General features: G+C 70.8%; 20 protein-coding genes. 5 read left to right on the top strand and 15 right to left on the bottom strand.

The window, feature by feature from the left end; all coding sequences use genetic code 11:
• Positions 1–8 precede the first annotated feature (8 nt).
• The 14 genes from GNZ18_RS30680 to GNZ18_RS30615 all read right to left on the bottom strand — a co-directional run bounded on the left by GNZ18_RS30680 (position 9) and on the right by GNZ18_RS30615 (position 12,165).
• The gene (locus tag GNZ18_RS30680) at positions 9–851 is read right to left on the bottom strand and encodes a sugar phosphate isomerase/epimerase family protein (protein ID WP_156220093.1); all 843 of its coding nucleotides are present in this window, start codon (positions 849–851) and stop codon (positions 9–11) included.
• On the bottom strand, positions 842–1,525 hold the full coding sequence (locus GNZ18_RS30675) for a hypothetical protein (protein ID WP_156220092.1): 684 nt from the start codon (positions 1,523–1,525) through the stop codon (positions 842–844). Before GNZ18_RS30675 ends, GNZ18_RS30680 begins: the two co-directional genes overlap by 10 nt.
• Positions 1,519–2,406: a Gfo/Idh/MocA family protein gene (locus GNZ18_RS30670; RefSeq protein WP_173390929.1), complete on the bottom strand. Its 888-nt coding sequence runs from the start codon at positions 2,404–2,406 to the stop codon at positions 1,519–1,521. The genes GNZ18_RS30675 and GNZ18_RS30670 overlap by 7 nt, the downstream gene beginning before the upstream one ends.
• Complete coding sequence (locus GNZ18_RS30665) at positions 2,403–3,242, bottom strand: sulfotransferase family protein (protein WP_156220090.1); 840 nt, start codon at positions 3,240–3,242, stop codon at positions 2,403–2,405. Before GNZ18_RS30665 ends, GNZ18_RS30670 begins: the two co-directional genes overlap by 4 nt.
• Positions 3,239–4,105 carry a glycosyltransferase family 2 protein gene (locus GNZ18_RS30660; protein WP_173390928.1) on the bottom strand — a complete coding sequence of 289 codons (867 nt, stop codon included), beginning with the start codon at positions 4,103–4,105 and terminating at the stop codon, positions 3,239–3,241. Before GNZ18_RS30660 ends, GNZ18_RS30665 begins: the two co-directional genes overlap by 4 nt.
• Complete coding sequence (locus tag GNZ18_RS30655) at positions 4,081–4,791, bottom strand: polysaccharide deacetylase family protein (protein WP_173390927.1); 711 nt, start codon at positions 4,789–4,791, stop codon at positions 4,081–4,083. The genes GNZ18_RS30660 and GNZ18_RS30655 overlap by 25 nt, the downstream gene beginning before the upstream one ends.
• Positions 4,792–4,868: 77 nt before the next feature.
• Positions 4,869–6,020 carry an alpha-hydroxy acid oxidase gene (locus GNZ18_RS30650; RefSeq protein WP_156220087.1) on the bottom strand — a complete coding sequence of 384 codons (1,152 nt, stop codon included), beginning with the start codon at positions 6,018–6,020 and terminating at the stop codon, positions 4,869–4,871.
• A gap of 2 nt (positions 6,021–6,022) precedes the next feature.
• Positions 6,023–7,075: a cytochrome P450 gene (locus tag GNZ18_RS30645; RefSeq protein WP_156220086.1), complete on the bottom strand. Its 1,053-nt coding sequence runs from the start codon at positions 7,073–7,075 to the stop codon at positions 6,023–6,025.
• Complete coding sequence (locus GNZ18_RS30640) at positions 7,075–7,878, bottom strand: ABC transporter permease (protein ID WP_156220085.1); 804 nt, start codon at positions 7,876–7,878, stop codon at positions 7,075–7,077. The genes GNZ18_RS30645 and GNZ18_RS30640 overlap by 1 nt, the downstream gene beginning before the upstream one ends.
• Entirely contained in the window at positions 7,875–8,882 is a 1,008-nt protein-coding gene (locus tag GNZ18_RS30635; RefSeq protein ID WP_156220084.1) for an ABC transporter ATP-binding protein, read from the bottom strand. Before GNZ18_RS30635 ends, GNZ18_RS30640 begins: the two co-directional genes overlap by 4 nt.
• Positions 8,872–9,159 carry an acyl carrier protein gene (locus tag GNZ18_RS30630; RefSeq protein WP_156220083.1) on the bottom strand — a complete coding sequence of 96 codons (288 nt, stop codon included), beginning with the start codon at positions 9,157–9,159 and terminating at the stop codon, positions 8,872–8,874. Before GNZ18_RS30630 ends, GNZ18_RS30635 begins: the two co-directional genes overlap by 11 nt.
• Before the next feature lie 26 nt (positions 9,160–9,185).
• Positions 9,186–10,106: a lysophospholipid acyltransferase family protein gene (locus GNZ18_RS30625; RefSeq protein ID WP_156220082.1), complete on the bottom strand. Its 921-nt coding sequence runs from the start codon at positions 10,104–10,106 to the stop codon at positions 9,186–9,188.
• Complete coding sequence (locus GNZ18_RS30620; RefSeq protein ID WP_246250675.1) at positions 10,103–11,569, bottom strand: AMP-binding protein; 1,467 nt, start codon at positions 11,567–11,569, stop codon at positions 10,103–10,105. The genes GNZ18_RS30625 and GNZ18_RS30620 overlap by 4 nt, the downstream gene beginning before the upstream one ends.
• A gap of 302 nt (positions 11,570–11,871) precedes the next feature.
• Positions 11,872–12,165, bottom strand: a complete 294-nt coding sequence (locus GNZ18_RS30615) for a hypothetical protein (protein WP_156220080.1) — start codon at positions 12,163–12,165, stop codon at positions 11,872–11,874.
• A 1,019-nt stretch (positions 12,166–13,184) separates the two neighbouring features.
• Here GNZ18_RS30615 and GNZ18_RS30610 point away from each other — a divergent pair.
• Entirely contained in the window at positions 13,185–14,756 is a 1,572-nt protein-coding gene (locus tag GNZ18_RS30610) for a peptide ABC transporter substrate-binding protein (RefSeq protein ID WP_173390925.1), read from the top strand.
• 122 nt (positions 14,757–14,878) lie between these two features.
• Positions 14,879–15,469, top strand: a complete 591-nt coding sequence (locus GNZ18_RS30605; RefSeq protein ID WP_156220078.1) for an MFS transporter — start codon at positions 14,879–14,881, stop codon at positions 15,467–15,469.
• 165 nt (positions 15,470–15,634) lie between these two features.
• Here GNZ18_RS30605 and GNZ18_RS30600 read toward each other — a convergent pair whose 3' ends face one another.
• A complete protein-coding gene (locus tag GNZ18_RS30600; RefSeq protein ID WP_156220077.1) occupies positions 15,635–16,399 on the bottom strand; it encodes a DUF4286 family protein in 765 nt (254 codons plus the stop codon).
• Positions 16,400–17,012: 613 nt separating this feature from the next.
• Here GNZ18_RS30600 and GNZ18_RS30595 point away from each other — a divergent pair.
• From GNZ18_RS30595 to GNZ18_RS44215, 3 genes are read left to right on the top strand one after another with little or no spacing between them, the layout of a single operon-like run.
• Positions 17,013–18,557 carry an ABC transporter substrate-binding protein gene (locus tag GNZ18_RS30595; RefSeq protein ID WP_156220076.1) on the top strand — a complete coding sequence of 515 codons (1,545 nt, stop codon included), beginning with the start codon at positions 17,013–17,015 and terminating at the stop codon, positions 18,555–18,557.
• On the top strand, positions 18,554–18,727 hold the full coding sequence (locus GNZ18_RS30590; protein WP_156220075.1) for a hypothetical protein: 174 nt from the start codon (positions 18,554–18,556) through the stop codon (positions 18,725–18,727). The genes GNZ18_RS30595 and GNZ18_RS30590 overlap by 4 nt, the downstream gene beginning before the upstream one ends.
• Positions 18,724–18,864 carry a DUF7662 domain-containing protein gene (locus GNZ18_RS44215; RefSeq protein WP_446678412.1) on the top strand — a complete coding sequence of 47 codons (141 nt, stop codon included), beginning with the start codon at positions 18,724–18,726 and terminating at the stop codon, positions 18,862–18,864. The genes GNZ18_RS30590 and GNZ18_RS44215 overlap by 4 nt, the downstream gene beginning before the upstream one ends.
• Positions 18,865–19,526 lie beyond the last annotated feature (662 nt).

The raw sequence follows: 19,526 nt of genomic DNA, 5'->3' as shown, positions 1-19,526 counted from the left end.
TTCCGCTCTTAGCGGTCCACCAGTTCGGCGAGGCGCTTCATGCATTCGACGCTCGCCTCGTAACCGCCGTCGGTGAAGTCGTCGCACCAGGGATTGTCCCGCTGGCTCTGGTCCAGCACCCGGCCGATCCGCCAGTGGGTCTCCAGCGAGAGCCAGCCCGCGTAGCCGTCCGCGCGGAGGGTGTCGACGATGTCGCCCCAGGGCAGGTCGCCGTCGCCCAGCCTGACGTAGGCGGTGCTCCCGGCCGGGTCCTTGACGTGGACGTGCCGGATCAGCTCCTTGCCCATCTCGTACTCGGCGGGGAACGGCTCGGGGTTCATTCCGGCGAAGACCGAGTTGCCCGGGTCCCACAGGATGCCGAGGCCCGGGATGTCGACGGCCTCCAGGAAGCGCAGGACGAGCGCGATCGTGGGCGTGTTCGTCCGCATGCCGGTCTCGACGAGCAGGTCGACGCCGTCGAGCGGCACCCCGTCCAGGACGCGTCTGGCCTGCTCGGCGGCGGCGAGCGGAGCCGGGCCGCCGTCGCGGTAGAAGGTGAAGATCCGGATGTGCGGGGCGCCGAGGATCCGCGCCTGCTCGACGGCGCGGACCACGATCGCGCGGGCGGCCGCCACGTCCTGCTCGGTGCGCGGCATCGGCACCTTGAGCGCGGGCGGGCAGAACCCGGCGACGGCGAGGCCGCGGGCCGAGAGTTCGGCGGCGATCGTCTCCAGCCGCCCGTCGGTCAGCTCGTGGGGCGGGACGTTGCCCACGGACCTGACCTCGATGCCGCCGAACCCGCAGGACGCGGCGGCGTCGGCGGCCCGGCCGAGGTCCTGGTCGACCTCGTCGTTGATGATGGCTAGGCGCATGCGATGGCCTCCCAGACCGTGCGCAGGGTGGTCAGGTCCTCGTGCGGGGTCCCGGAGCGGGACTCCACGGTGATGTCGGTCCCCGGCGCCGCGACCGCGCCGAGCCAGCCGAGGTCGGTCGCCCTCAGAGGGCGGTGCGGCGGTCTGCCCCCGCCTTCCGGGCGGTCGTACCCCTTGACCTGGACGGCCGCCGTCCACGGCGCCAGCGGCGGGACCGCCGAGGCGAAGTCGTCGGCGATGTCGTCCAGGCCGAGGTTGTCCAGCACCAGGCGGCAGCCGTGGCGCCGGCAGAGCGCCACCAACTCCTCCGGCGAGGCACCGCCCCGGTGGGTTTCGACCAGCACCCGCTCGGGCGCCCGCCGCTTCGTGAGCGCCGCCATCTGCTCGGCGGTGGCCGGGGCGTCTGCGGACCCGGGCGCGGCGAACACCTTCACGCGGCGGTCGGGGTAGCGCTCGGCGGCCGACAGGTCCTGGCCGTCCGCGCCGAGCACGGCCGAGATCCCGACGAAGGAGACCGCGAGGCCGTCCAGCCCGGCGATGCCCTGCTCCTCCCAGCGGTGGCCCTTGCCCGCCCGCAGGTCGGCCACCGTGCCTCCGGCGGCGCGCACCAGCGCGGCCAGCTCGCCGGCCGCGAGCCCCGGCACCGATCCCGAGGACAGCCCGAGCCTCACCATCCGGTCCCCGCCTTCCGCACCTCGTCCAGGATCCGGGTGACCGGCCTGGTCCGCTCCAGCGACGACAGCCCGGGGCCGCGCGCGAAGTCCTCGTACACCTTCGTCCGCATCTCGCTGGTCGATCCGGCCGGGAACGTCCGTTCCGCCCGTCCCTCCCGCAGCGTGACGGCGCCGTCGGTGACGGTCACGCAGCGCTCGTCCCCGGCGATGACCAGCTGCTCGATCCGCGCCGGGACGTCGGCGGCGACGGTCAGCGCCAGCGTGGAGCCCGAGGCGAACCGGACCAGCCCGCTGACCCGGGTGTCGATGCCGGGCGCGCACGACCGGTAGTCGTGGACGTCCACGGACTCGACCGCGCCGAGCAGCTGGCAGGCCATGTCCAGGTAGTGGACGCCGAGATGGGCGGTGATGCCGCCGAGCGCCTGCCCCGAGTCGGCCCGCCAGCCCGTGTAGTGCGTGGCCGGGTCGCGGAACCGGCTCACCAGCAGCGTGCCGGCGGCCGCGGTGAACGGCGCCGCCAGCACCTCGGCGGGCAGCCGGAACCGGTGCTGGAGCATGACCCCGACGGTGCCGCCCGCACCGGCCAGCCGGTCCAGCTCCTCGACCGACATGCACGGCGGCTTCTCCAGCAGCACGGCCTTGCCCGCCGCGATCGCCTCGGCCGCCAGCTCCGCGCGCCCGCCCGGCGGCAGGCACAGCGCGACCGCGTCGATGTCGCGGTCCTCCAGCACCGCGCGCCATCCCACCGACCGGGTGAAGGACCCGGTCGTGACGGCCGTGTTCGATTCCAGCACCGAGTGGACGGCCACGCCCGGCAGCCGCTCGATCGCCTCGGCGTGCTGCCGCCCGGCGGAGCCGAACCCGCAGATGGTCACCCTCATCGCTCTCCCGATCTCAACGCGTCGCGGGCCCCGCCGAGGATCCGCAGTCTCTTCAGGGCGTCGCGGACGGCCAGTGCCTCCGAGCCCAGCTCCGGCACCGGACGCTCCGACGGCGACCGCCGGAAGTCCTTCAGGAACGGTTCGGTGTCCGCGCCGAGCAGCTCCGACAGCGCCTCGGCCCGCGCGCCGGACGGGTCGTCGCACAGGCCGCCGTAGTCGAGTTCGCAGCGGCGCTCGGGCGGGACGGCGTTCCGGAAGGCGAGCCAGCGCGCCGTCCAGTACGCCCATTTCGCCGAGGCCGCCGCCACCTCGCGCGGGTTCCACGGCTTGTCGTGCCGCCAGGCGAGCATCGAGGCCACCGCCTCGGCGGGCTCCCTGGTCAGGAACACCCAGCGGGCCCGGGGGAACACCGCGTGCAGCCAGGGCAGGTCGAGGAGGTACTCGTTGTACTTGTCGCCCCACGGGCGCCCGTCTCCGCACAGCCCGTACGCCTCGGCGCACACCCGCCCGACCTCGTCCTCGACCCGCTCGGCGGCCCGGCCCGACGCGGCCCTGCGCGCACCGGCGAGCAGCGCCGCGTCCGCGCCGGCGAGCCAGGCGTCCGCGCCCGGCCCGTACGGCGGGACGCGGCGCAGCGCGTGCGACACCTCGTCGGAGCGCAGGTGGCCGGCCGTCACGTCGGGCCCCGTCCACCAGCGCCGCAGCAGGTAGGGCAGCTTCCCGTTGACGGTGAAGCAGCCCCCGGCGGCGGCGGCCGCCCGCGCCATCGCCGCGCCGAGCGCCGTGGTGCCCGACCGCTGCGCGCCGACGAGCAGCACGGGATCGGCGCGGGTCATCGCTTCGCCGTGGACGCCCTGGGCACGACGCGCGCGCCGCGGGCGCGCCACTGCGAGCGCCGCGCCCGCTCCCGGCCGCCGAGGTAGACGGCGTCGAGCGCGACGTTGAGCAGCGCCGCCGGGGCGTGCTCACCGGCGACCGCCGCCCGCATGCCGCCGCTCAGCCGCTCGGACGCCGTGCCGGTCAGCGGCGTGTCGTCCAGCAGACCGGCGCGCCACGCCTCCCGCACCGCGACCCGCAGCCCCTTGGAGTTGCGGTGCAGCACCACCATGTCGGGGACGAAGTGGGTCATCCCGCCCGCCGCCTCCAGCCGCCGGACGAGGAACCGGTCGCTCATCGTCCGCGTGTCGGGGAACCCGCCCGCCTTGACCAGCAGGTCCCGCCAGACCATCGCGTTGCCGCCCGCGAGGAACGGGACCGCCTGGCCCGGCTCCAGCGGCGCGTAGCGGTCGTTGTACCGGAGCTGCCTGGCACGTGACACGATCCCGCGGTCGAACCGCAGGACGGGCCCGGTCACCGCGCCCCGCGCGCGGGTCAGCTCCCTGCGCGCCGCCTCCAGCCAGCCGGGGGTCAGCCGGGCGTCGTCGTCGAGGAAGCCGACGGCGTCCACCTCGTCCGCGAGCACCTGGAGGGCCAGGTTCCGGCTGTAGGCGGCGCCCCGGCGGACGGCGTTGCGCCGCTTCACCACCGGTACGCCGCCGACCTCGGGCGGCACGACCACCAGCTCGTCGGCGCCGTCGTCGATCACGATCACCTGCGCCACCGAGCCGTCGGCCTCGCCGGCGATGGAGCGCAGGCAGGCCGCGAGGTCGTCGGGCCGCCCGCAGGTCGGAATGATCAGTGCGATGTGCTGGGCGTCCACGCCCGCCTCCATTCGGTCATGCAGCTTTCCCACTGGCCCTGCTCGTCCGCCGGGAGGTAGGTCCGGCGGATCTCCCGCGGCGCCGCGTCCCAGGCCAGGGCGGGCGCCTTGACCGATCCGAAGCACAGCGGCGGCAGCCCGGCGACGGGGTCGCGCGGCGGCTCGCCGAAGGGGTAGGCGAGCCAGTCGCGGGCGCCGGGGAGGCGCTCGGCCAGCACGCTCCGGGCCCGGTCGACCTCGCGGCGGACCTCCTGCGCGCCGAGCCCGCTGAAGGGCCGGTGCGTGCTGGCGTGGCTGGCGACCACGTGCCCGCGCCGCTGGAGTTCGGCGAGGTCGTCCCAGGTCATGTGCCGCAGCGGGCCGCGCACGGGATGCTCCTCGACGGTGCCGACGAGGTCCACGCTGACGAAGTGGACGGCCCGCCACCCCCGCCGCTCCATGATCGGCAGCGCGTGCTCGAAGACGTCGGCGTACCCGTCGTCGAAGGTCACCAGGCAGGAGGGGCCGGGATGCCCGCCCCCGCCGAGGACGCCGTCCACCGCCTCCGGCGCGAGCGCCGCGAAGCGTTCGCCGAGCCGGGCCAGGGCCGCGTCGAAGGCCGCCGGGGTGACGGAGGTGTAGTGCCTGATGTCCGGGTCGACATGGTGGAAGTACAGGACGACGGGCCACCCGGGAGCGGAACCCACCTGGGGTGGTGGAAATAATGATGTTCGGGAAGGTTCGCTCACCATCGAGAAGGCCCTTTCGCTGGGTGCCGGGGTGGTTACTTCGATTCCGTCCAGGGATGCATGGCCTGGGTCATGCCGGTGTCGAGTTCCGCTGGGGACGCGCAGCCGAGGAGCCGCATCACGCGGACGAGCTCGGTCTGGAAGACGGACAGGACCTGCTCGACCCCCGGTTGCCCGGCGGCGGCGAGGCCGTAGACGAACGGGCGCCCGATCAGCACCGCCCGCGCGCCGAGGCACAGCGCCTTGACGACGTCGGCGGCCCGCCGGACGCCGCCGTCCAGCAGCACCTCGGTCGTGTCGCCGACGGCGGCGACGATCTCGGGCAGGACGGTCAGCGTGGCCGGAGCCCCGTCGAGCGCGCGGCCGCCGTGGTTGGAGACGATGACGGCGTCGGCGCCCGCGTCGCGCGCGGCGATCGCGTCCGCGCCGACGAGGACGCCCTTGACCAGCAGCGAGCCGTCCCACTCCGCGCGCATCCACGCGATGTCGGCCCAGGTGAACCGGGCCGAGCGGTGCAGCCCGCCCGAGCCGAGCACCCGCGTCGCGCCCTGGACCGTCGCCTTCTGCTTTCGGGCGGCCAGCGCCATCGCGGCCGCCCAGCGCGGGCTGGCCAGCAGTTGCCCGGCGAACCGCGCGGCCAGCGCCGGGCGCGGCCGCACCGGCGGGACGACGCCGTGCCGCAGGTCGCGCTCGTGGTTGCCGGGCGGCGGGCCGTCCATCGTGACGACGAGGCCGTCGAAGCCCGCGTCCCGCGCCCGGGTGATCAGCCGTTTGACCTCCTCGCGGCCGCCGGCGGAGTTGAGCTGGAACCAGTGCGGGCCCGGCGCGTTCGCGGCCAGCTCCTCGGGCGAGCACAGCGCGATCTTGCTCAGCACCGCGAGCGTGCCCGCCGCCGCGGCGGCGCGGGCCACCCCGACCGCCCCGTCCGGGTGGACGAGCTGCACCATCCCGGCGGGCGCGAGCAGCACCGGCATGGCCAGCTCGCGGCCGAGGACCGTCGTGGTGAGGTCCACCTCGGGATCGACGCCCATCCGCGGACGCAGCGCGACCTCGCGGAACGCCCGCTCGTTGGCGGCGAGCGTCACCTCGCCGTCGGCGCCGCCGTCGATGTAGTCGAACAGCGCCCTGGGCAGGACCCCCCGGGCCCGCTTCCTGGCGTCGGCGACGGTCAGGATCGGCGATGGCATGGCTACCTCCTCGCAATAGTGAGCGGGCCCCTGGCGACGACCCCGTCCCGCCAGGTGGCGGTGAACCCGCCGAGCACGTCGGGCGGGATCCGCCGCAGGGCGGCGATCAGGGCCCGGCCCTCAAGGCGGGCCAGGGCCGCGCCGGGGCAGACGTGCCGGCCGTGCCCGAAGCTCATGTGTCCGCGCTTCCGGGAGAAGTCCAGGTCATGGGGCTGGGCGAAGCGGTCCCCGTCGAGGTTGGCGCTCTCCAGGTCGACCCAGGCGAACTGCCCGCGCCGGAACCCCTCGCCGTCGGCGGCGGCCCAGCGCGCGACGAGCCGCACGGGCGAGTACACCCGCAGGACCTCCTCGACGAGCACCGCCGGAGCGTCCTCCGCCACCCCGGCGAACCGCTCCGGGTTCTCCACCGCCCACGCGACCAGGCAGCCGAGCTGGTTGAGCGGGTTCTCGTAGCCGCCGTGCAGCATGACCACCGGCGTCGACCTGGCGGTCTTGACCGGGATCTCCCCGGCCTCCGCCGCCGCCTCCAGGGCGGCGTGGAACCCGGCGGCCCGCCCCGCCTTGGCGTCCCGCTCGAACAGCAGCGTCGCGCGCATCCCGGCGTTCACCGCCACCCGCCGCCGGTCGGGCGGCAGATCGGGTTCGAGCAGGCCGAGCATCTTCCTGGTCAGCTCGCCCAGGCGGGCGCGCCGGTCCGCGGGGATCCCCAGCACCGACATGATCGCTTCGAGTACCAGCGGCTCGGCGAGGCCGGTGACGAGGTCGGCCTCCGGATCCGACAGGACGGTTTGGAGCAGTTCGTCCGCCACCGCCTCCAGCCGGACCAGCACCGCGTCCAGATGCGCCTTCGTCAGGTGGGACCGGACGAGGCGCCGCAGCGTCTGATGCGGCTCGCCTTCCATGAGCAGCAGGTTGTTGCTCTCCGCCTGCCCGAGGCCGGCGAGCGAACCGTCCGACACCAGCGCGTCCTCGGCCAGCTCGCTCCTGCACCGCTCCCAGCCCCGGACGTACGCGGAGCCGGTGAGCAGCGCCGTGCCGTCGCCGACGAACTCCATCAGGTCACCCGCACCTTCCGCTCCGCCCTGATCACCAGGATCTGGGTCAGCGTGCCGAGCACCGCGATCTCCACCGCGCTGCGGAGCACGGCCGACCCCTCGAAGTGCCCGGCGGCCGCGCCGCGGATCGCGTCGCAGACGGCCGACAGGGGGTTCCACTCCACGGTCGTCCGCAGCCATTCCGGGATGAGCTGGAGCGGGACGAACGCCGTGGACAGCAGGAGGAACGGCAGGAACAGCGGCGTCACCGCCTGCGCCGCCTCCGCGCTGCCCGAGCGCAGGCACAGCGCGAACGCGAGCCCGCCGTAGGCCATGCCCAGCCCGGCGGCCAGCGGGATCGTCACCGCCAGCGCCAGCGGCCAGTTCGCGATGTGCGCGCCCGACCCCCAGGCCACGAAGGTGAGGATCAGTACGAACAGCGCGATCCGGGTGCCGTCCCCGAGCCTGCGGCCGAACTGGCTCTGCGAGGGGCCGAGCGGCGACAGCTCCATCCGGTCGTAGAAGCCGAGCTGGCGCTCGACCGCGACGCCGATCCCGGCCGAGGCCGTGCCGAGCATCGCCGACATGACCATCGGCCCGGCCAGTACGTACTGCGCGTAGTTGACGTCCCCGTCGAACCCCGGCGTGCCGGGGATGCGCGTGCCCAGCGTCTCGAAGACCTCCGAGAACAGCACCGAGTAGACGACCAGCACGAACGCCGGCACCACCAGCGGCGCGACCAGCGTCTGCGGGCCGAGCGCCACCAGCTCGCGGATCGACCTGCGGTAGAGCACCCAGGTCGCGCGGAGCCTGACCGCGATCATTTGCGTCCTCCCCGGCGGGCGAGCGCGCGGTGCTCCTTCGTCACCGGGGAGAGCTGGCTCTCCCCGGTGGTCGACTCCAGCCGGGCGAACACGTCGTCGAGCGTCCCGTGGCCCCAGTGCAGGTCCACGACCTCGACGTCGAACTCCGCCAGGAACGGGGCGAGCGCGTCCAGCGAGGCGTCGCCGAGCTTGGAGGGGATCTCGACGAGCTGCCCCTCCACGGTGGCGTTCGCGCCGATCAGGCCGCGCGCCGCCGCCGCCGCGACCGCCTCCTCCGCGCGGCCCGCGTCGTCGCGGACGCGCAGCCGCAGCACACCGCCCGCCATCGCGGCCTTCAGCTCGTCGGGCGTGCCGGACACCACGATCCGGCCCTTGGCCATCAGCTCGATCCGCTGGCAGAGCCGGTCGGCCTCGTCCATGTAGTGCGTGCTGAACAGGACGGCCAGGCCCTGCGCCCGCAGGTCCTCCAGGAGTTCCCAGACCGTCCTGCGCAGGTTGGGGTCGAGGGCGACCGTGGGCTCGTCGAACACGATCGCCTTCGGGCCGTGCAGCAGCGAGAGCGCGAGCGCGAGCCGCCGCTGGGTGCCGCCCGACAGGTCACCGACCCGGCGCCCGCGCATCGAGCCGAGTTCGAAGACCTCCAGCAGCTCGGCCTGCCTGGCCGCCACGTCCCTGGACCGCATGCGGTACAGGGCGCCGTGCACGGCGAAGTGGTCGGCGACGGTCATCAGCGGGTCGAGCCCGGTGGCCTGCAACGCGACGCCCAGCAGCGGCCGGACCGCGGCCCGCCTGCGCACCGGGACCCCGTACACGTAGGCGTCTCCGCCGGTCGGCGCGATGAGCGTCGCCAGCATGTTGAGCGTCGTGCTCTTCCCGGCGCCGTTCGGCCCGACCAGCCCGACGATCTCCCCGGCCGCGACCGTGAACGACACGTCGGTGACCGCGTAGGTGCCGTCGGCGTACCGCTTGGCCAGCGAGTCGACGACGATGGCCTCAGCCGCCATGTGTCCCGCACGCCTTCACGATCAGGTTGGCGAGGTCGGCGACCGTCTGGCACTCCTCGAAGTCCAGCATGTCCTCGGGGACGTACCACTCGTTGTGGTCCTCCAGGTAGACCACGAGTTCGAGGAAGTCCAGCGAGTCGAACGCCAGGCTGTGCTGCCCCGGATCGGCGGTCGGCCAGAAGCAGGTCGACTCCAGGACGGTCTCACCGGCCCGCGCGCCGCCCTTGACGTTGCGGACCGCCACCCGGATCCCGTCCACCACGGCGTCGTAGGTCATCAGCACCGGCTTGCACCCCTTCCCGTTCAGTCCAGCGCCTTGGCGAGACGCGCCCAGACCTGGTCGTTGCCTTGTTTGACCTCGGCCCGCAGCCGCGGGGATTCTCCGAGGACCGCGTACCACTCCAGCCAGTGCGCCGGGTTCGCGGTGATGAAGCCGGACTGCGTGTCGACGAAGTCCTGGATGAGCCGCTCCTCGGCCGTCTCGGCGTCCGTGTCGTCCGCGATGGGGATCGGGTCGCCCGCGTGGAGGGTCACGGCGGGGCCGGTCATCCTCCAGAACAGCGGCGTGCACGGTCTGCCGGACAGCCTCGCGATCGCGCCCAGCCCCGCGCCGACCCGCATCCGCTGCCCGAGGAACGCCGCGTGCGTGACCCGCACCGAGGGCAGCACGACGTCGAGCATCACCCAGACCGAGCGCCCCTTCTTCAGCGCGCGGGTCATCCGGATCGCCGCCGACCGGTCGGACATGTAGACGACGTGCTCGCTGTGCTTCTCGCCGCCGGCCCCTTCGAGGACGTCCACCCTGGCCTTGGAGATGAGCGGCGCGATCGGCGACATCGCCACCGCGAGCGCCATCAGCGGATAGCCGGTGTAGTGGAAGCCGGACAGGATCGCCGCGCCGCCGCCCTCGACCGAGGCCGTCAGCTCGGAGAGGTCGATGTGGGCGAGGGCGTGGTCGATGACCGCGCCGGGGTCGGCCGTCATGAGCAGCTTGCAGACGAAGTGCGTCCAGACGAAGTTGCCGTAGACCTCGTCGGCCACGTCCTCGGGGATCCCGCACGCGGTGAGCGCCTCGGCGGTGGCCTTGACGTAGAGGTCGCGGGACGGGTGCTCGCGGCCGACCTCGGCCGCGAACTCCTCCATGCCGGGCCCGGAGAGGCCGTCCGGGCCGAGCCTGACGAGCGCGCGGGCCGCCTCGGCGAGCGGGTCGGTGCCCACGCTCACACCTGCGATCCGTCGAGGATCTTCAGATCGTCGGACTCCAGCGCGGCGACCAGCGGCCTGCGCCGGATCTTGCCGCTGGAGGTCAGCGGCAGGATCCCGCGCCGCGCGAGCAGCACCCGCCGCGGCGCGACCCCGACCCGCGTGACGATCTGGTTGCTGAGCTCCCGCACCAGCCGCTGGACCTCGCCCTCTCCGGTGAAGCCCGGTTCGCACTCGGCGACGACGGTCAGCTCGCCCCGCTCGGGCACGGCCACCACCCGGCCGGTGCGGATCCCGTCGACCTCGCTCGCGTAGGCCTCGACGTCGATGGCGTAGATGTTGCGTCCGGCGACCTGGAAGACGTCGTCGGTCCGTCCGAAGACGTAAAGCTCACCCTCGTGGACGGCGCCGATGTCACGGGTGTGAAACCAGCCCTCGACATCGGGAAGCCGCGCGCCATCGGCATAGGAGTCGGCGATCGAGGGGCCCCTGACCAGGATCTCCCCGACCCCCTCGCCCTCGATGCGCACCTCGTACCCGGGCAGCGGACGCCCCGAGGACACGATCCGGTGCCCCTGCGCGGCGGCGAACTCCACGCCGCCGGGGATCGCGTCGAGCTCGACCGTCCGCCAGCGCTCGTCCTGCGGCGTCCCGGTGACGGCCAGCACCGCCTCGGCCATCCCGTAGGCGGGCGCGAAGGCCGCCGGATCGAAGCGCACCCCGGCCATGACCTCGGTGAACCGTTCCAGCGAGGCCGCCCTGATCGGCTCCCCGCCGGCGATGCAGCACCGCAGGCGGCTCAGGTCCGACACCGTCCCGCGCTTGCGGGCGACCATGTCGAAGGCGTAGTTGGGCGCGGCGGTGAACGTGGAGCCGAACTCCTCGCACGTCGCCAGCCAGCGTCCCGGGCCCCGCAGGAACCCCTGCGGCGTCATCATGACCAGGTCGAAGTCGCGGACGAGCCGCCGCCCGACCGCGGTGAGCGAGCCGAGGAACATCCCGATGAGGCCCATGTCGTGCGACAGCGGCAGCCACGTGCAGGTCCCGTCGCCCCGCTCCGGCCCCAGCCACTCCATCAGCGCCAGCAGGTTGGCGGTGATCTTGTGCCCCGGCAGCACGACGCCCTTGGGGTCGGCCGTGCTGCCCGAGGTGAACTGGGTGAGCGTGAACGACTCCGGGCTGAGGTCGCGCGGGCCGGTCAGCGCCACCGCGTCCTCGTAGGACAGGAACTCGATGCCGTCCATCGGCGGGATCATCGGCAGGAACGCCGCGTCCACGACCAGGGTCGCCGCACCCGAGACGGCGCAGATCCGCCGGATGAATCCCGCGTACCAGTCGAGATCGGATCCGCGGGGCGGCATCGGCACCGAGACGAGCGGCACCCCGGCCGCGATGGCGCCTACGAGAACGGTCACGCACGCGCGGGTGTTGGACAACGCGACCGCCACCGGGCGGCCATCGGACCGCGCGCGCAGACACCCCATGGCCTCGCCGCTTTTCCACAGCTCACCGTAGGGAACCGAGACTTTCTCGCTCGGGAAATGAAGCCGTACCCCACCCGGCCCCGGTGCGATCGTTTCCGCCAGCGTCATGAGCCGCCTCCCGATTCTCGACAAAAACGATGGGTTTTATTCTCTTCGGTATCCGGGCGCACGCGTCGCGCATTTCTCATCGAGACACGGCGACCGAATGAAGTGGCGCGAAGATCACGCGACAAGCGGGCACACGGCCTGCGAGGCGTCCCGACCAGACCAGGTCGACACACCTGTGACCTGCACAAATGAGTTCAGAACGGGAGCCGCGAGGGGCGCGTCAGCGTGGGATCCCCAGGATCCGCACGACGGAACTCTGCGAAAACAACCTGGAAAGAAAAACTTTCACGTTTGCCCCCTTCACGTACGCAGGCCGCGGAGTGCGAGCCGACCACCGGGCTTTCCCCGAACCGCGCCAGTGATCGTCTTTGCGAGCGCTCCGTAACTTTATAGGCCGCTTCAAAATTGGCAAGGGCTACGTTGCGCGCCGAATCATGCACCGGACGCGATGGGCGCTGGTTGCCATACTCGAACTGTCGAAAGTTCATGATCCACACTGTCCGCATGCGGACATTGGGCGCCCCGATGTGATTAACATCACATCAATCAATCGCCGGGCCCGTAACCTTTTGAGGACCCATGAGTTAGATGACCTAATCTCTTGCCCTCCGGGCCCGCGTACCCGGCGCCACCGCTGCCGGCAGGACCCATCAGCCACCGGTGCGGGGCACCCCCACACCGCACCCCGACGAACGAGGGCGCGCCGCGCTCCCCGTGGCACGGCCCCGTCCCCTCCCGACCGTCCCGGGCGGGCAGGTCCCCGCACGAGTGGGCGCAGGCGCCGAACTACGCTCCGACGCCTTCCAGCACCTATCGGTAGAGCCAGGCTGCTGCTGGAGCGCGGCTACCGGAATCCGGGGAGGCACGCCTACCTGCCCCCCTTGATTCTTTTGTGCGCTTTGGCCGCCCCGCACAATTGATCTTGCATCACCCTTAGCCGGCGGTGCGCCGAGCAGAAGGATCTTTCTCGAACCGGCGGGTGGTGCCGCGACTTTTGCACGTGTACTTGATGACCATGAAAGGGCGATCGGATGCGATATTCCACTAACTCCCTTAATCTAAGCGGTGCAGGATGCCCGCCGTTGGGCGAAGATCCAGGAGATTGACGTTCCTGACGGAACCCGGGGAGCACATCCGATGTGGGATCTTGTGTGGCGGCACGGCGAATTACGGCTGCCACAGAGGGGGATATGCCGGGTATCAGGGATTCTGCTACCGACACCTGGGGAGGTAGTGCTGGTCGAGGCCGCCGGGGGCGCGAACGGCGCCGGGCCGGCGTCCGATGAGGCCGAGCAACTATGGGCACTCGGACAGACCCACAAACTCGGCCGACCCCATCGGAGGCGTCCCTACCGGAGAGGTCCATCACGATCCTCGCCAGTACCAACAACCTCACCGAGGAGGAGAGCCGGTGCCTTCCACACCAGCCCGTTCCCGCCACCCCGGAGATCACCCAGGTCAACACCCGAACGCGGCGGGCACCCCTCCGCGCGTCCTGATCCTCGCCGTGCTGCTGGGTCTGGTCCTCTCGTCGTGCGCGAGTCCGGATTCCGAAACTGGAAGATCATTTTCCTACGCCATTCTGGAGCCGACCCACCTGACTCCCGGCCGCGAAACCAGCATCCAGGGGCTCTATGTTCTGGACGCGCTGTTCGACACCCTGACCCGGACCGACCCGAAGGGCCGCGTGGCGAACGACGAGGCGGAGTCGATCACCAGTCCCGACCGGCGCACCTGGACGATCAGAATCAAGCCGGGGCTGTCGTTCCACAACGGTGAACCCGTCACCGCCGCCAGCTACGTCGACGCGTGGAACACTGCGGCTTACGGCCCCAACGGATGGGTGAACGGCTTCTACTTCGCCCATATCGACGGCTTCGAGGCGATGAACCCGCCCGACCCTGACGGCGGCGGCCCCAAATCAGCGCCCCCGCCCAGTGCCGACCGGCTCGCCGGCCTGAAAGTGCTCGACCGGCGGACCTTCCAGGTGAGGCTCACCGCGCCGTTCAGCCAGTTCCCCACGACACTGGCGTTCGTCGGATTCGCGCCGCTACCGCGAGCGGCGTTGGCGAACATCCGGCAATTCGACCGCGCACCCATCGGGAACGGGCCGTTTCGGATAGAAGGGCAGTGGGAGAACAACCGGCAGATCAAACTCAGGCGATACCCCGGCTACCGCGGAATCCGGCCCGCACGCAGCGACGGGCTCACCTTCAAGATCTACGCCACCTGGGAGACCGGCTTCACCGACCTGCGCGCCGGCAGGGTCGACGTCATGCGGTCCATCCCGGCGCCGCTGATCCCCCAGGCACGCCGGGTGTCGGGCGGCAGGATCCGCTCCATACCCAGCAGCACCATGGAGTACCTGGAGTTCCCGCTCTACGACAAGCGGTTCCAGAACCAGGACCTGCGCAAGGCGATCTCCATGGCGATCGACCGGCAGGGCATCGTCAACGGCGTCTACGACGGGGCCTACCGGCCGACCGGAACGATCCTCGCGCCCATCATCCCGGGATTTCGCCCGAACGCCTGCGGGGAGACCTGTACCTACCAGCCGGACAAGGCCAGAGAACTGCTCCGCCGCGCCGGAGGCTGGCAGGGGCCGCTGCAACTCAGCGTCGCCGGCAACGACTCCACCGACCGGCAGTGGATGATCGATGTGGCCAACCAGTTGCGGCAGAACCTCGGCATCACCGACGTCCGCGTACGGGCGATCCCCCAAGCCTCCTATCTGGGCCTTCTGGGAGACCGCAAAATGTCCGGGCCCTACCGGGCCACCTGGATCATGGACTATCCCAGCGCGGAGAACTACCTGACCTTCCGATGCACCCCGGACAACCGGCAGGGCTACAACGGCGCCGCCTGCCGCGACCTGCTCGCCCAGGGCAACCGGGCCCCGTCCCCGAACAAGGCGGTCCCCTATTACCAGCGGGCCGAAGACATTCTGCTCGCCGACCTGCCGGTCCTGCCGCTGTGGAACCAGCAGGACACCATCGCATATTCCAAACGCCTCAGCAATGTCAACACCGACCCCTACGTCGCCCCCCACGTCCGCCTGGACGAGGTGACCGTCAAATAGACCGGCGCATCCAGCGACGACTGGCTGACCGGATGGTTCGGGCTGTCGATGTGGGGCGGCCTGTCCGCCGGCCCCGTGCTGGCCGTCCTGGCCCACCGGTTCGGCGGCGCCGACGCCGTCTGGTGGACGGTCGTGTCGAGCGTCCTGGTCGCCACCACCCGTTCGCGGCAGGAGCGGAGGCCGGGCTGCCAGGGGTGTGCCTCGGCCTGGCCGCCTACGGCTACGGCACCCTGACCGCCCTCCTCGTCCTCTACCTCGGCGACCGGCACATCGGCGGCCGACAGATGGGGCCAGCGATGTTCGCGGTGCCGTTCCTGCTGTCGCGCTCGGCGGGCAGCCCTCTGGCGGACCGGTACGGTGGCGCCGCCGTCGTCCGGGTCGTCCTGCTGGCCGAGGCAGCGGGCCTGGCCGTCCTCACGGCCGCGACCTCCGAATCCCTCGCGCTCACCGGCGTCGCCGTCACCGATGCGGGCCTCGGCCTCGTCTACCCCTGCACGACCACGATCACCCTCGGCCGCGTCGGGCCGCTGCGGCCCGGCGCGGCGGTCGGCACGATGACGTCCTGCTGGGACCTCGGCATCCTCGCCGCCGGACCGCTCGGCGGCGAGATCGCCGCGAACCTCAGATACAGAGCCGCCATCGCCGCGGCCCTCGGGGCCCTCGCCACGGCCGCGGTCCTGGGCCCCCGCCGGACGCTCAACCCGGCGGCCTAGCCTTTTCCGGCAGGGGCCGTGCGGCTCGGCGCCCACGATCGCGCTGTGCTCCCTCATCGTCCGCGTCGACGACCCTGACCTGATGCGGCCAGGCGGCGCGCGGTTATCGTCCGTGCAGGTCAGTCCCGGGGCCGACGCGGCACCGTGTCCGGCCGCCGCCCCTTCTCAAGAGCGCCGGATGGTCGCCCCGCTCGGCGACGTCGGCCGTGGAAGGAACGAGATGTGCCGGTACCAGAGTCGCCACGGCGTCGTGTGCCCGGTCCAGGAGGCGGGGCCCGGGGTCCACCAGGGGCCCTCCCTCCCCAGCTTGCGCTGCGTTTCGGCGACCAGTTCGTCGGTATCGCCCGCGAGTTCGTAGACGACGAGGAAACGCGGGCAGCCGGGGGCCGGGTGAGCGAGTTCACGCCGCACCTTGTACCTCGTCCCGCGGCTGAAGCCGGCGTTGGCCACGGCCTCAGGCATATGGGTGTCGGTGTAGAAGGCGTCGAACTCGGCCAGTTCGCCATCGCCGATGCCGGGGGGCGGGTCGATCCCGATGATGTAGATCAGGTCCGGCGTGCCCGTCGAGGGAGAGGTCTCCGCGATCTTCTCGTAGACCACCCGCCACCGGTACGTCAGCAGGTCCGGCCAGAGCGGCGGGTCGGCGGAGTAGCGGGGTCGGCGGCTCTCGTCGGCGAGGTAGGCGTCGACCGCCCGCTCGTCCTCGACCTCGTAGGCCGCCAGGTACCCACCGCCGAAGTCGCCCCGCGGGTCCGGCCGGTGGAGGGTGTAGCGGTGCGCGGCCGCGAAGCCCGGATATCTCGCGAGGACCTCGGGGATGTGCGTCTCGTCGAAGAACCGGTCGAACCGTTCGACGTCCGCCGGGGCCGAGCCGCCGAAGTCGAGAGCGACCCAGTAGAGGAACTCGCTTGAGAAGGGTGTCGCGGTCATTGCGCTCCGTTCGTGCGAACAGCCCGGCGGTCGGGGCGTCGCCGGGATCCTCGTGGGGACGAGCGGTTCGCCGGCGCGCCTGCTCATACGACACATGTACTGGACGGTCGTACGCCCGGTCCACCAGCCGGGCACCCGCGTCGCACTCCATCAGCTCACGCTCGGTGAACCTGCGCCCCGGCGGCGGCGCGCCTTCGAGGATGGCCCGAACCTACGCACGACCGACCGCGGCACGGTCTCAGCGAGGCGAACGATCCGCAGGTCTGGTCCCGTCTCCGACAAGCCGCCTCCTCGCTTTTGTATGACATAACATAGTCATACGCTAACTTCAAGGCCAGCCTCACAACGAATGTGCCCATACCGTGGCAGCTCGGCAAAATCAATGGTCACAAGCGACGATGTAACCTTCCCGACCATCCGCGTCCAGTCTCGTCATTGACGTGGCATAGTACGTCTGCTTTCGTACGTCATACAAACTAGCCTCATCCGGCCGGGCAGGACGATCTTCTGTTCGCGCACGTTCGCGGAGCACGGCACCAACGGACACCCCCCGTCCCCGTTCCGAGCGAAAGCTCCCATCCCACCCCCACCAGCGTCTTTCTAAGGAGGAAGGATGTTGAGTCGATCGGTCGGCAAGGGGCACAGGGGACGTCCCCGGATGCTCGCGCCCATGGTGGCCGCCGCCATGGCCGCCGGTCTCGCGACCGCATGTTCCACGGGCTCGCCGGGAGGAGAGGGGGGCGGGTCCGGGGGCACGCTCCGCGTCGGCGTGGTCGCCAGCACGATCTCCACTCTCGGCGCCTACTCCAACCTGAGGTCGCAGGACTTCTACGTGCGCAACGCCGCGATGTTCGAGCCGCTCGCGCACCGGACGAAGGGCGGCGGCTACCAGTGGGCCCTCGCCACCGGCATGACGCACAACAAGGAGAACACCGAATGGACGGTGAAGCTCCGCCCGAACGTCAAGTTCCATGACGGGAGCCCGTTCAGCGCCGACGACGTTGTCGCGGTCTTCAAACGGGTCCTCGACAAGAAGAACGCGCTCATCGAGCGCAACTACATCGACGAAATCGACCCGAAGGGCATCGAGAAGGTCGACGACCTGACGGTGAGGTTCAAGCTGCCCGAACCGTACGGGGCGTTCCAGTTCGCCGTCACCAACAGCAACATCATCTTCGACAAGAAGGGCTCCAAGCCCGAGCAGGCGATCGGGACGGGTCCGTTCATGCTCTCCAAATTCACCCCCGGGCGGGAGACGGAGGTCAAGAGGTTCGACGGCTACTGGGGGGCGAAGCCCAAGGTCGACAAGGTCAGGGTCATCAGCTTCAAGAGCGTGGAGGCGACGACCAACGCACTGGTCGGCCACCAGATCGACGCGAGCTCCAACATCCTCCAGACCTCGCTTCCGACGATCGAGAAGACGCCGAGCCTGAAGATCATGAAGGGCGACAACGTCCTGAAGGTCAGCATCAACATGCGCGTCGACGTTCCGCCGTTCAACGACGGGCGCGTCCGCCAGGCGATGCAACTGATCATGAACCGCAAGCTCGCGCTCACCAACGCCTTCGACGGCCTCGGGGTCCTGGCGAACGACCACATGGGCATCGACGCCTGCCTGCCGGACGTCCCCCAGCGAGAACAGAACCTCCCCCAGGCCAAGAAGCTGCTCGCGGACGCGGGCAAGTCCAATCTCAGCGTCGATCTGGAGACCGCCGCGAACAAGCCCGGCATGCTCCAGCTCACCCAGATCCTCGCCGAGGACGCCAAGAAGATCGGCGTCACCATCAACGTGAAGAAGATGGAGCTGGGCGCCTACCTGGAGAGATGGGGCAAGCGGACGTTCTACACCGGCTATGACACCCGCCCCTACCTGGAGGCCGTAGACGAAACGACCAGCACGGACGACGTGTTCAACCACCAGCACTGGCACGACCCTGAGTTCGAATCGCTGGCCAAGAAGCTCTATGCCACCGCCGACGCGCAGGAACAGTGCGGGATCCAGAAGAAGATGAAGCAGATCGAGTACGAACGGGGCGGGAGCCTCCTCGCCGCGTCGAACCCCACGGTGAGCGTGTACTCCTCCAAGGTGCACGGCCTCGTCCCGGAATACCCCTCGGGCAACCTGTACGACTTCACCAAGGTCACCATCGACCAGTGAGCAGGCAGGACGACGGCACACGAACCGGAGCCGCTTCCCACCATGATGCCGCTGAAGCGCGCGCCGGCCGCCTCGAAACTGGCGGCGAATCCCGCGTCCTCGCCGCCGACCGCCGTCACAAGATGACCGCCTGGGCGGCGGGTCAGATGGTCGTCAACGCATCAAGATGACATTCGCGGAGGTATCGGCGGTGGTCGGGAAGCCGCTACCCCCGAGGGCCTATAGCCATCCGGCTTGGTGGGCAACACCCCCAAGCATGCTCACCCGGTCTGGGTGGACGTCGGCTATCGCCCACGCCCGAACCTGACCGCAAAGCGCGTGACCTCCATCAGACCGCCTGAAGCTGACAGCAACAGCAGGCACCAGAGCCAGCCACAGGCGCACGCCGACAGCCCGTCAGCTCTGGGCGATGCCGCGCGGAAGGAGTGCTGCCCTAGCTGAAAAACAAAAGGCCAGCGGTTCGACCCTACCCACCTTCACACCTCCGACCAGCAGGAACACGGTCAGAGGTGCTCATTTCCCGCCTTAAGCGGCCTCAAGCGGATGTACACCACTCAAACACTTCCGCCTATACGTTGACTCGACAACTTGTTGTTCCCGGCGGGGATCCGCGGTGAGCCCACCCCAGGTTCACACCGTCCAAGGTGGCCTATTGCACGGACAACCCGGCCTGGAACACCAACTGCACTGACATCGTCGGGGACGATGTCACCAAGCCCGCGATCGCTGGGCCCACCAGCGAACCCGACCAAGCCGACAATGGCAAGCGCACAATCTCGAACACCCGTACTAGGGATTTACACTCAGCACCGGAAGCTCTCCTGGACTGTCTCCTCGGCGACATGCAGTCCGCGCGTCAGGACGCTGTCTGTGTCCAATGCGGAAGCCGAGAGTACCGAAGCGGATCCCAGGAGGATATTCAGTCGCGTACACGGCACTAAGCGGCTATCGGCCGGCCACCGTAACCGA

The organism is Actinomadura litoris (assembly GCF_009733595.1).
Taxonomy (GTDB): Bacteria; Actinomycetota; Actinomycetes; order Streptosporangiales; family Streptosporangiaceae; genus Spirillospora; species Spirillospora litoris.
The sequence above is the reverse complement of the archived record's forward strand: the minus strand, read 5'-3'. Positions and strand labels throughout refer to the sequence as shown.

Bases quoted from the DNA above. Each gene is read 5' to 3' on its own strand.
- GNZ18_RS30680 (WP_156220093.1), bottom strand. From the start codon at position 851: ATGCGCCTAGCCATCATCAACGACGAGGTCGACCAGGACCTCGGCCGG.
- GNZ18_RS30675 (WP_156220092.1), bottom strand. From the start codon at position 1,525: ATGGTGAGGCTCGGGCTGTCCTCGGGATCGGTGCCGGGGCTCGCGGCC.
- GNZ18_RS30670 (WP_173390929.1), bottom strand. From the start codon at position 2,406: ATGAGGGTGACCATCTGCGGGTTCGGCTCCGCCGGGCGGCAGCACGCC.
- GNZ18_RS30665 (WP_156220090.1), bottom strand. From the start codon at position 3,242: ATGACCCGCGCCGATCCCGTGCTGCTCGTCGGCGCGCAGCGGTCGGGC.
- GNZ18_RS30650 (WP_156220087.1), bottom strand. From the start codon at position 6,020: ATGCCATCGCCGATCCTGACCGTCGCCGACGCCAGGAAGCGGGCCCGG.
- GNZ18_RS30645 (WP_156220086.1), bottom strand. From the start codon at position 7,075: ATGGAGTTCGTCGGCGACGGCACGGCGCTGCTCACCGGCTCCGCGTAC.
- GNZ18_RS30640 (WP_156220085.1), bottom strand. From the start codon at position 7,878: ATGATCGCGGTCAGGCTCCGCGCGACCTGGGTGCTCTACCGCAGGTCG.
- GNZ18_RS30635 (WP_156220084.1), bottom strand. From the start codon at position 8,882: ATGGCGGCTGAGGCCATCGTCGTCGACTCGCTGGCCAAGCGGTACGCC.
- GNZ18_RS30630 (WP_156220083.1), bottom strand. From the start codon at position 9,159: ATGACCTACGACGCCGTGGTGGACGGGATCCGGGTGGCGGTCCGCAAC.
- GNZ18_RS30620 (WP_246250675.1), bottom strand. From the start codon at position 11,569: ATGGGGTGTCTGCGCGCGCGGTCCGATGGCCGCCCGGTGGCGGTCGCG.
- GNZ18_RS30615 (WP_156220080.1), bottom strand. From the start codon at position 12,165: ATGAACTTTCGACAGTTCGAGTATGGCAACCAGCGCCCATCGCGTCCG.
- GNZ18_RS30600 (WP_156220077.1), bottom strand. From the start codon at position 16,399: ATGACCGCGACACCCTTCTCAAGCGAGTTCCTCTACTGGGTCGCTCTC.
- GNZ18_RS30595 (WP_156220076.1), top strand. From the start codon at position 17,013: ATGTTGAGTCGATCGGTCGGCAAGGGGCACAGGGGACGTCCCCGGATG.
- GNZ18_RS44215 (WP_446678412.1), top strand. From the start codon at position 18,724: ATGACATTCGCGGAGGTATCGGCGGTGGTCGGGAAGCCGCTACCCCCG.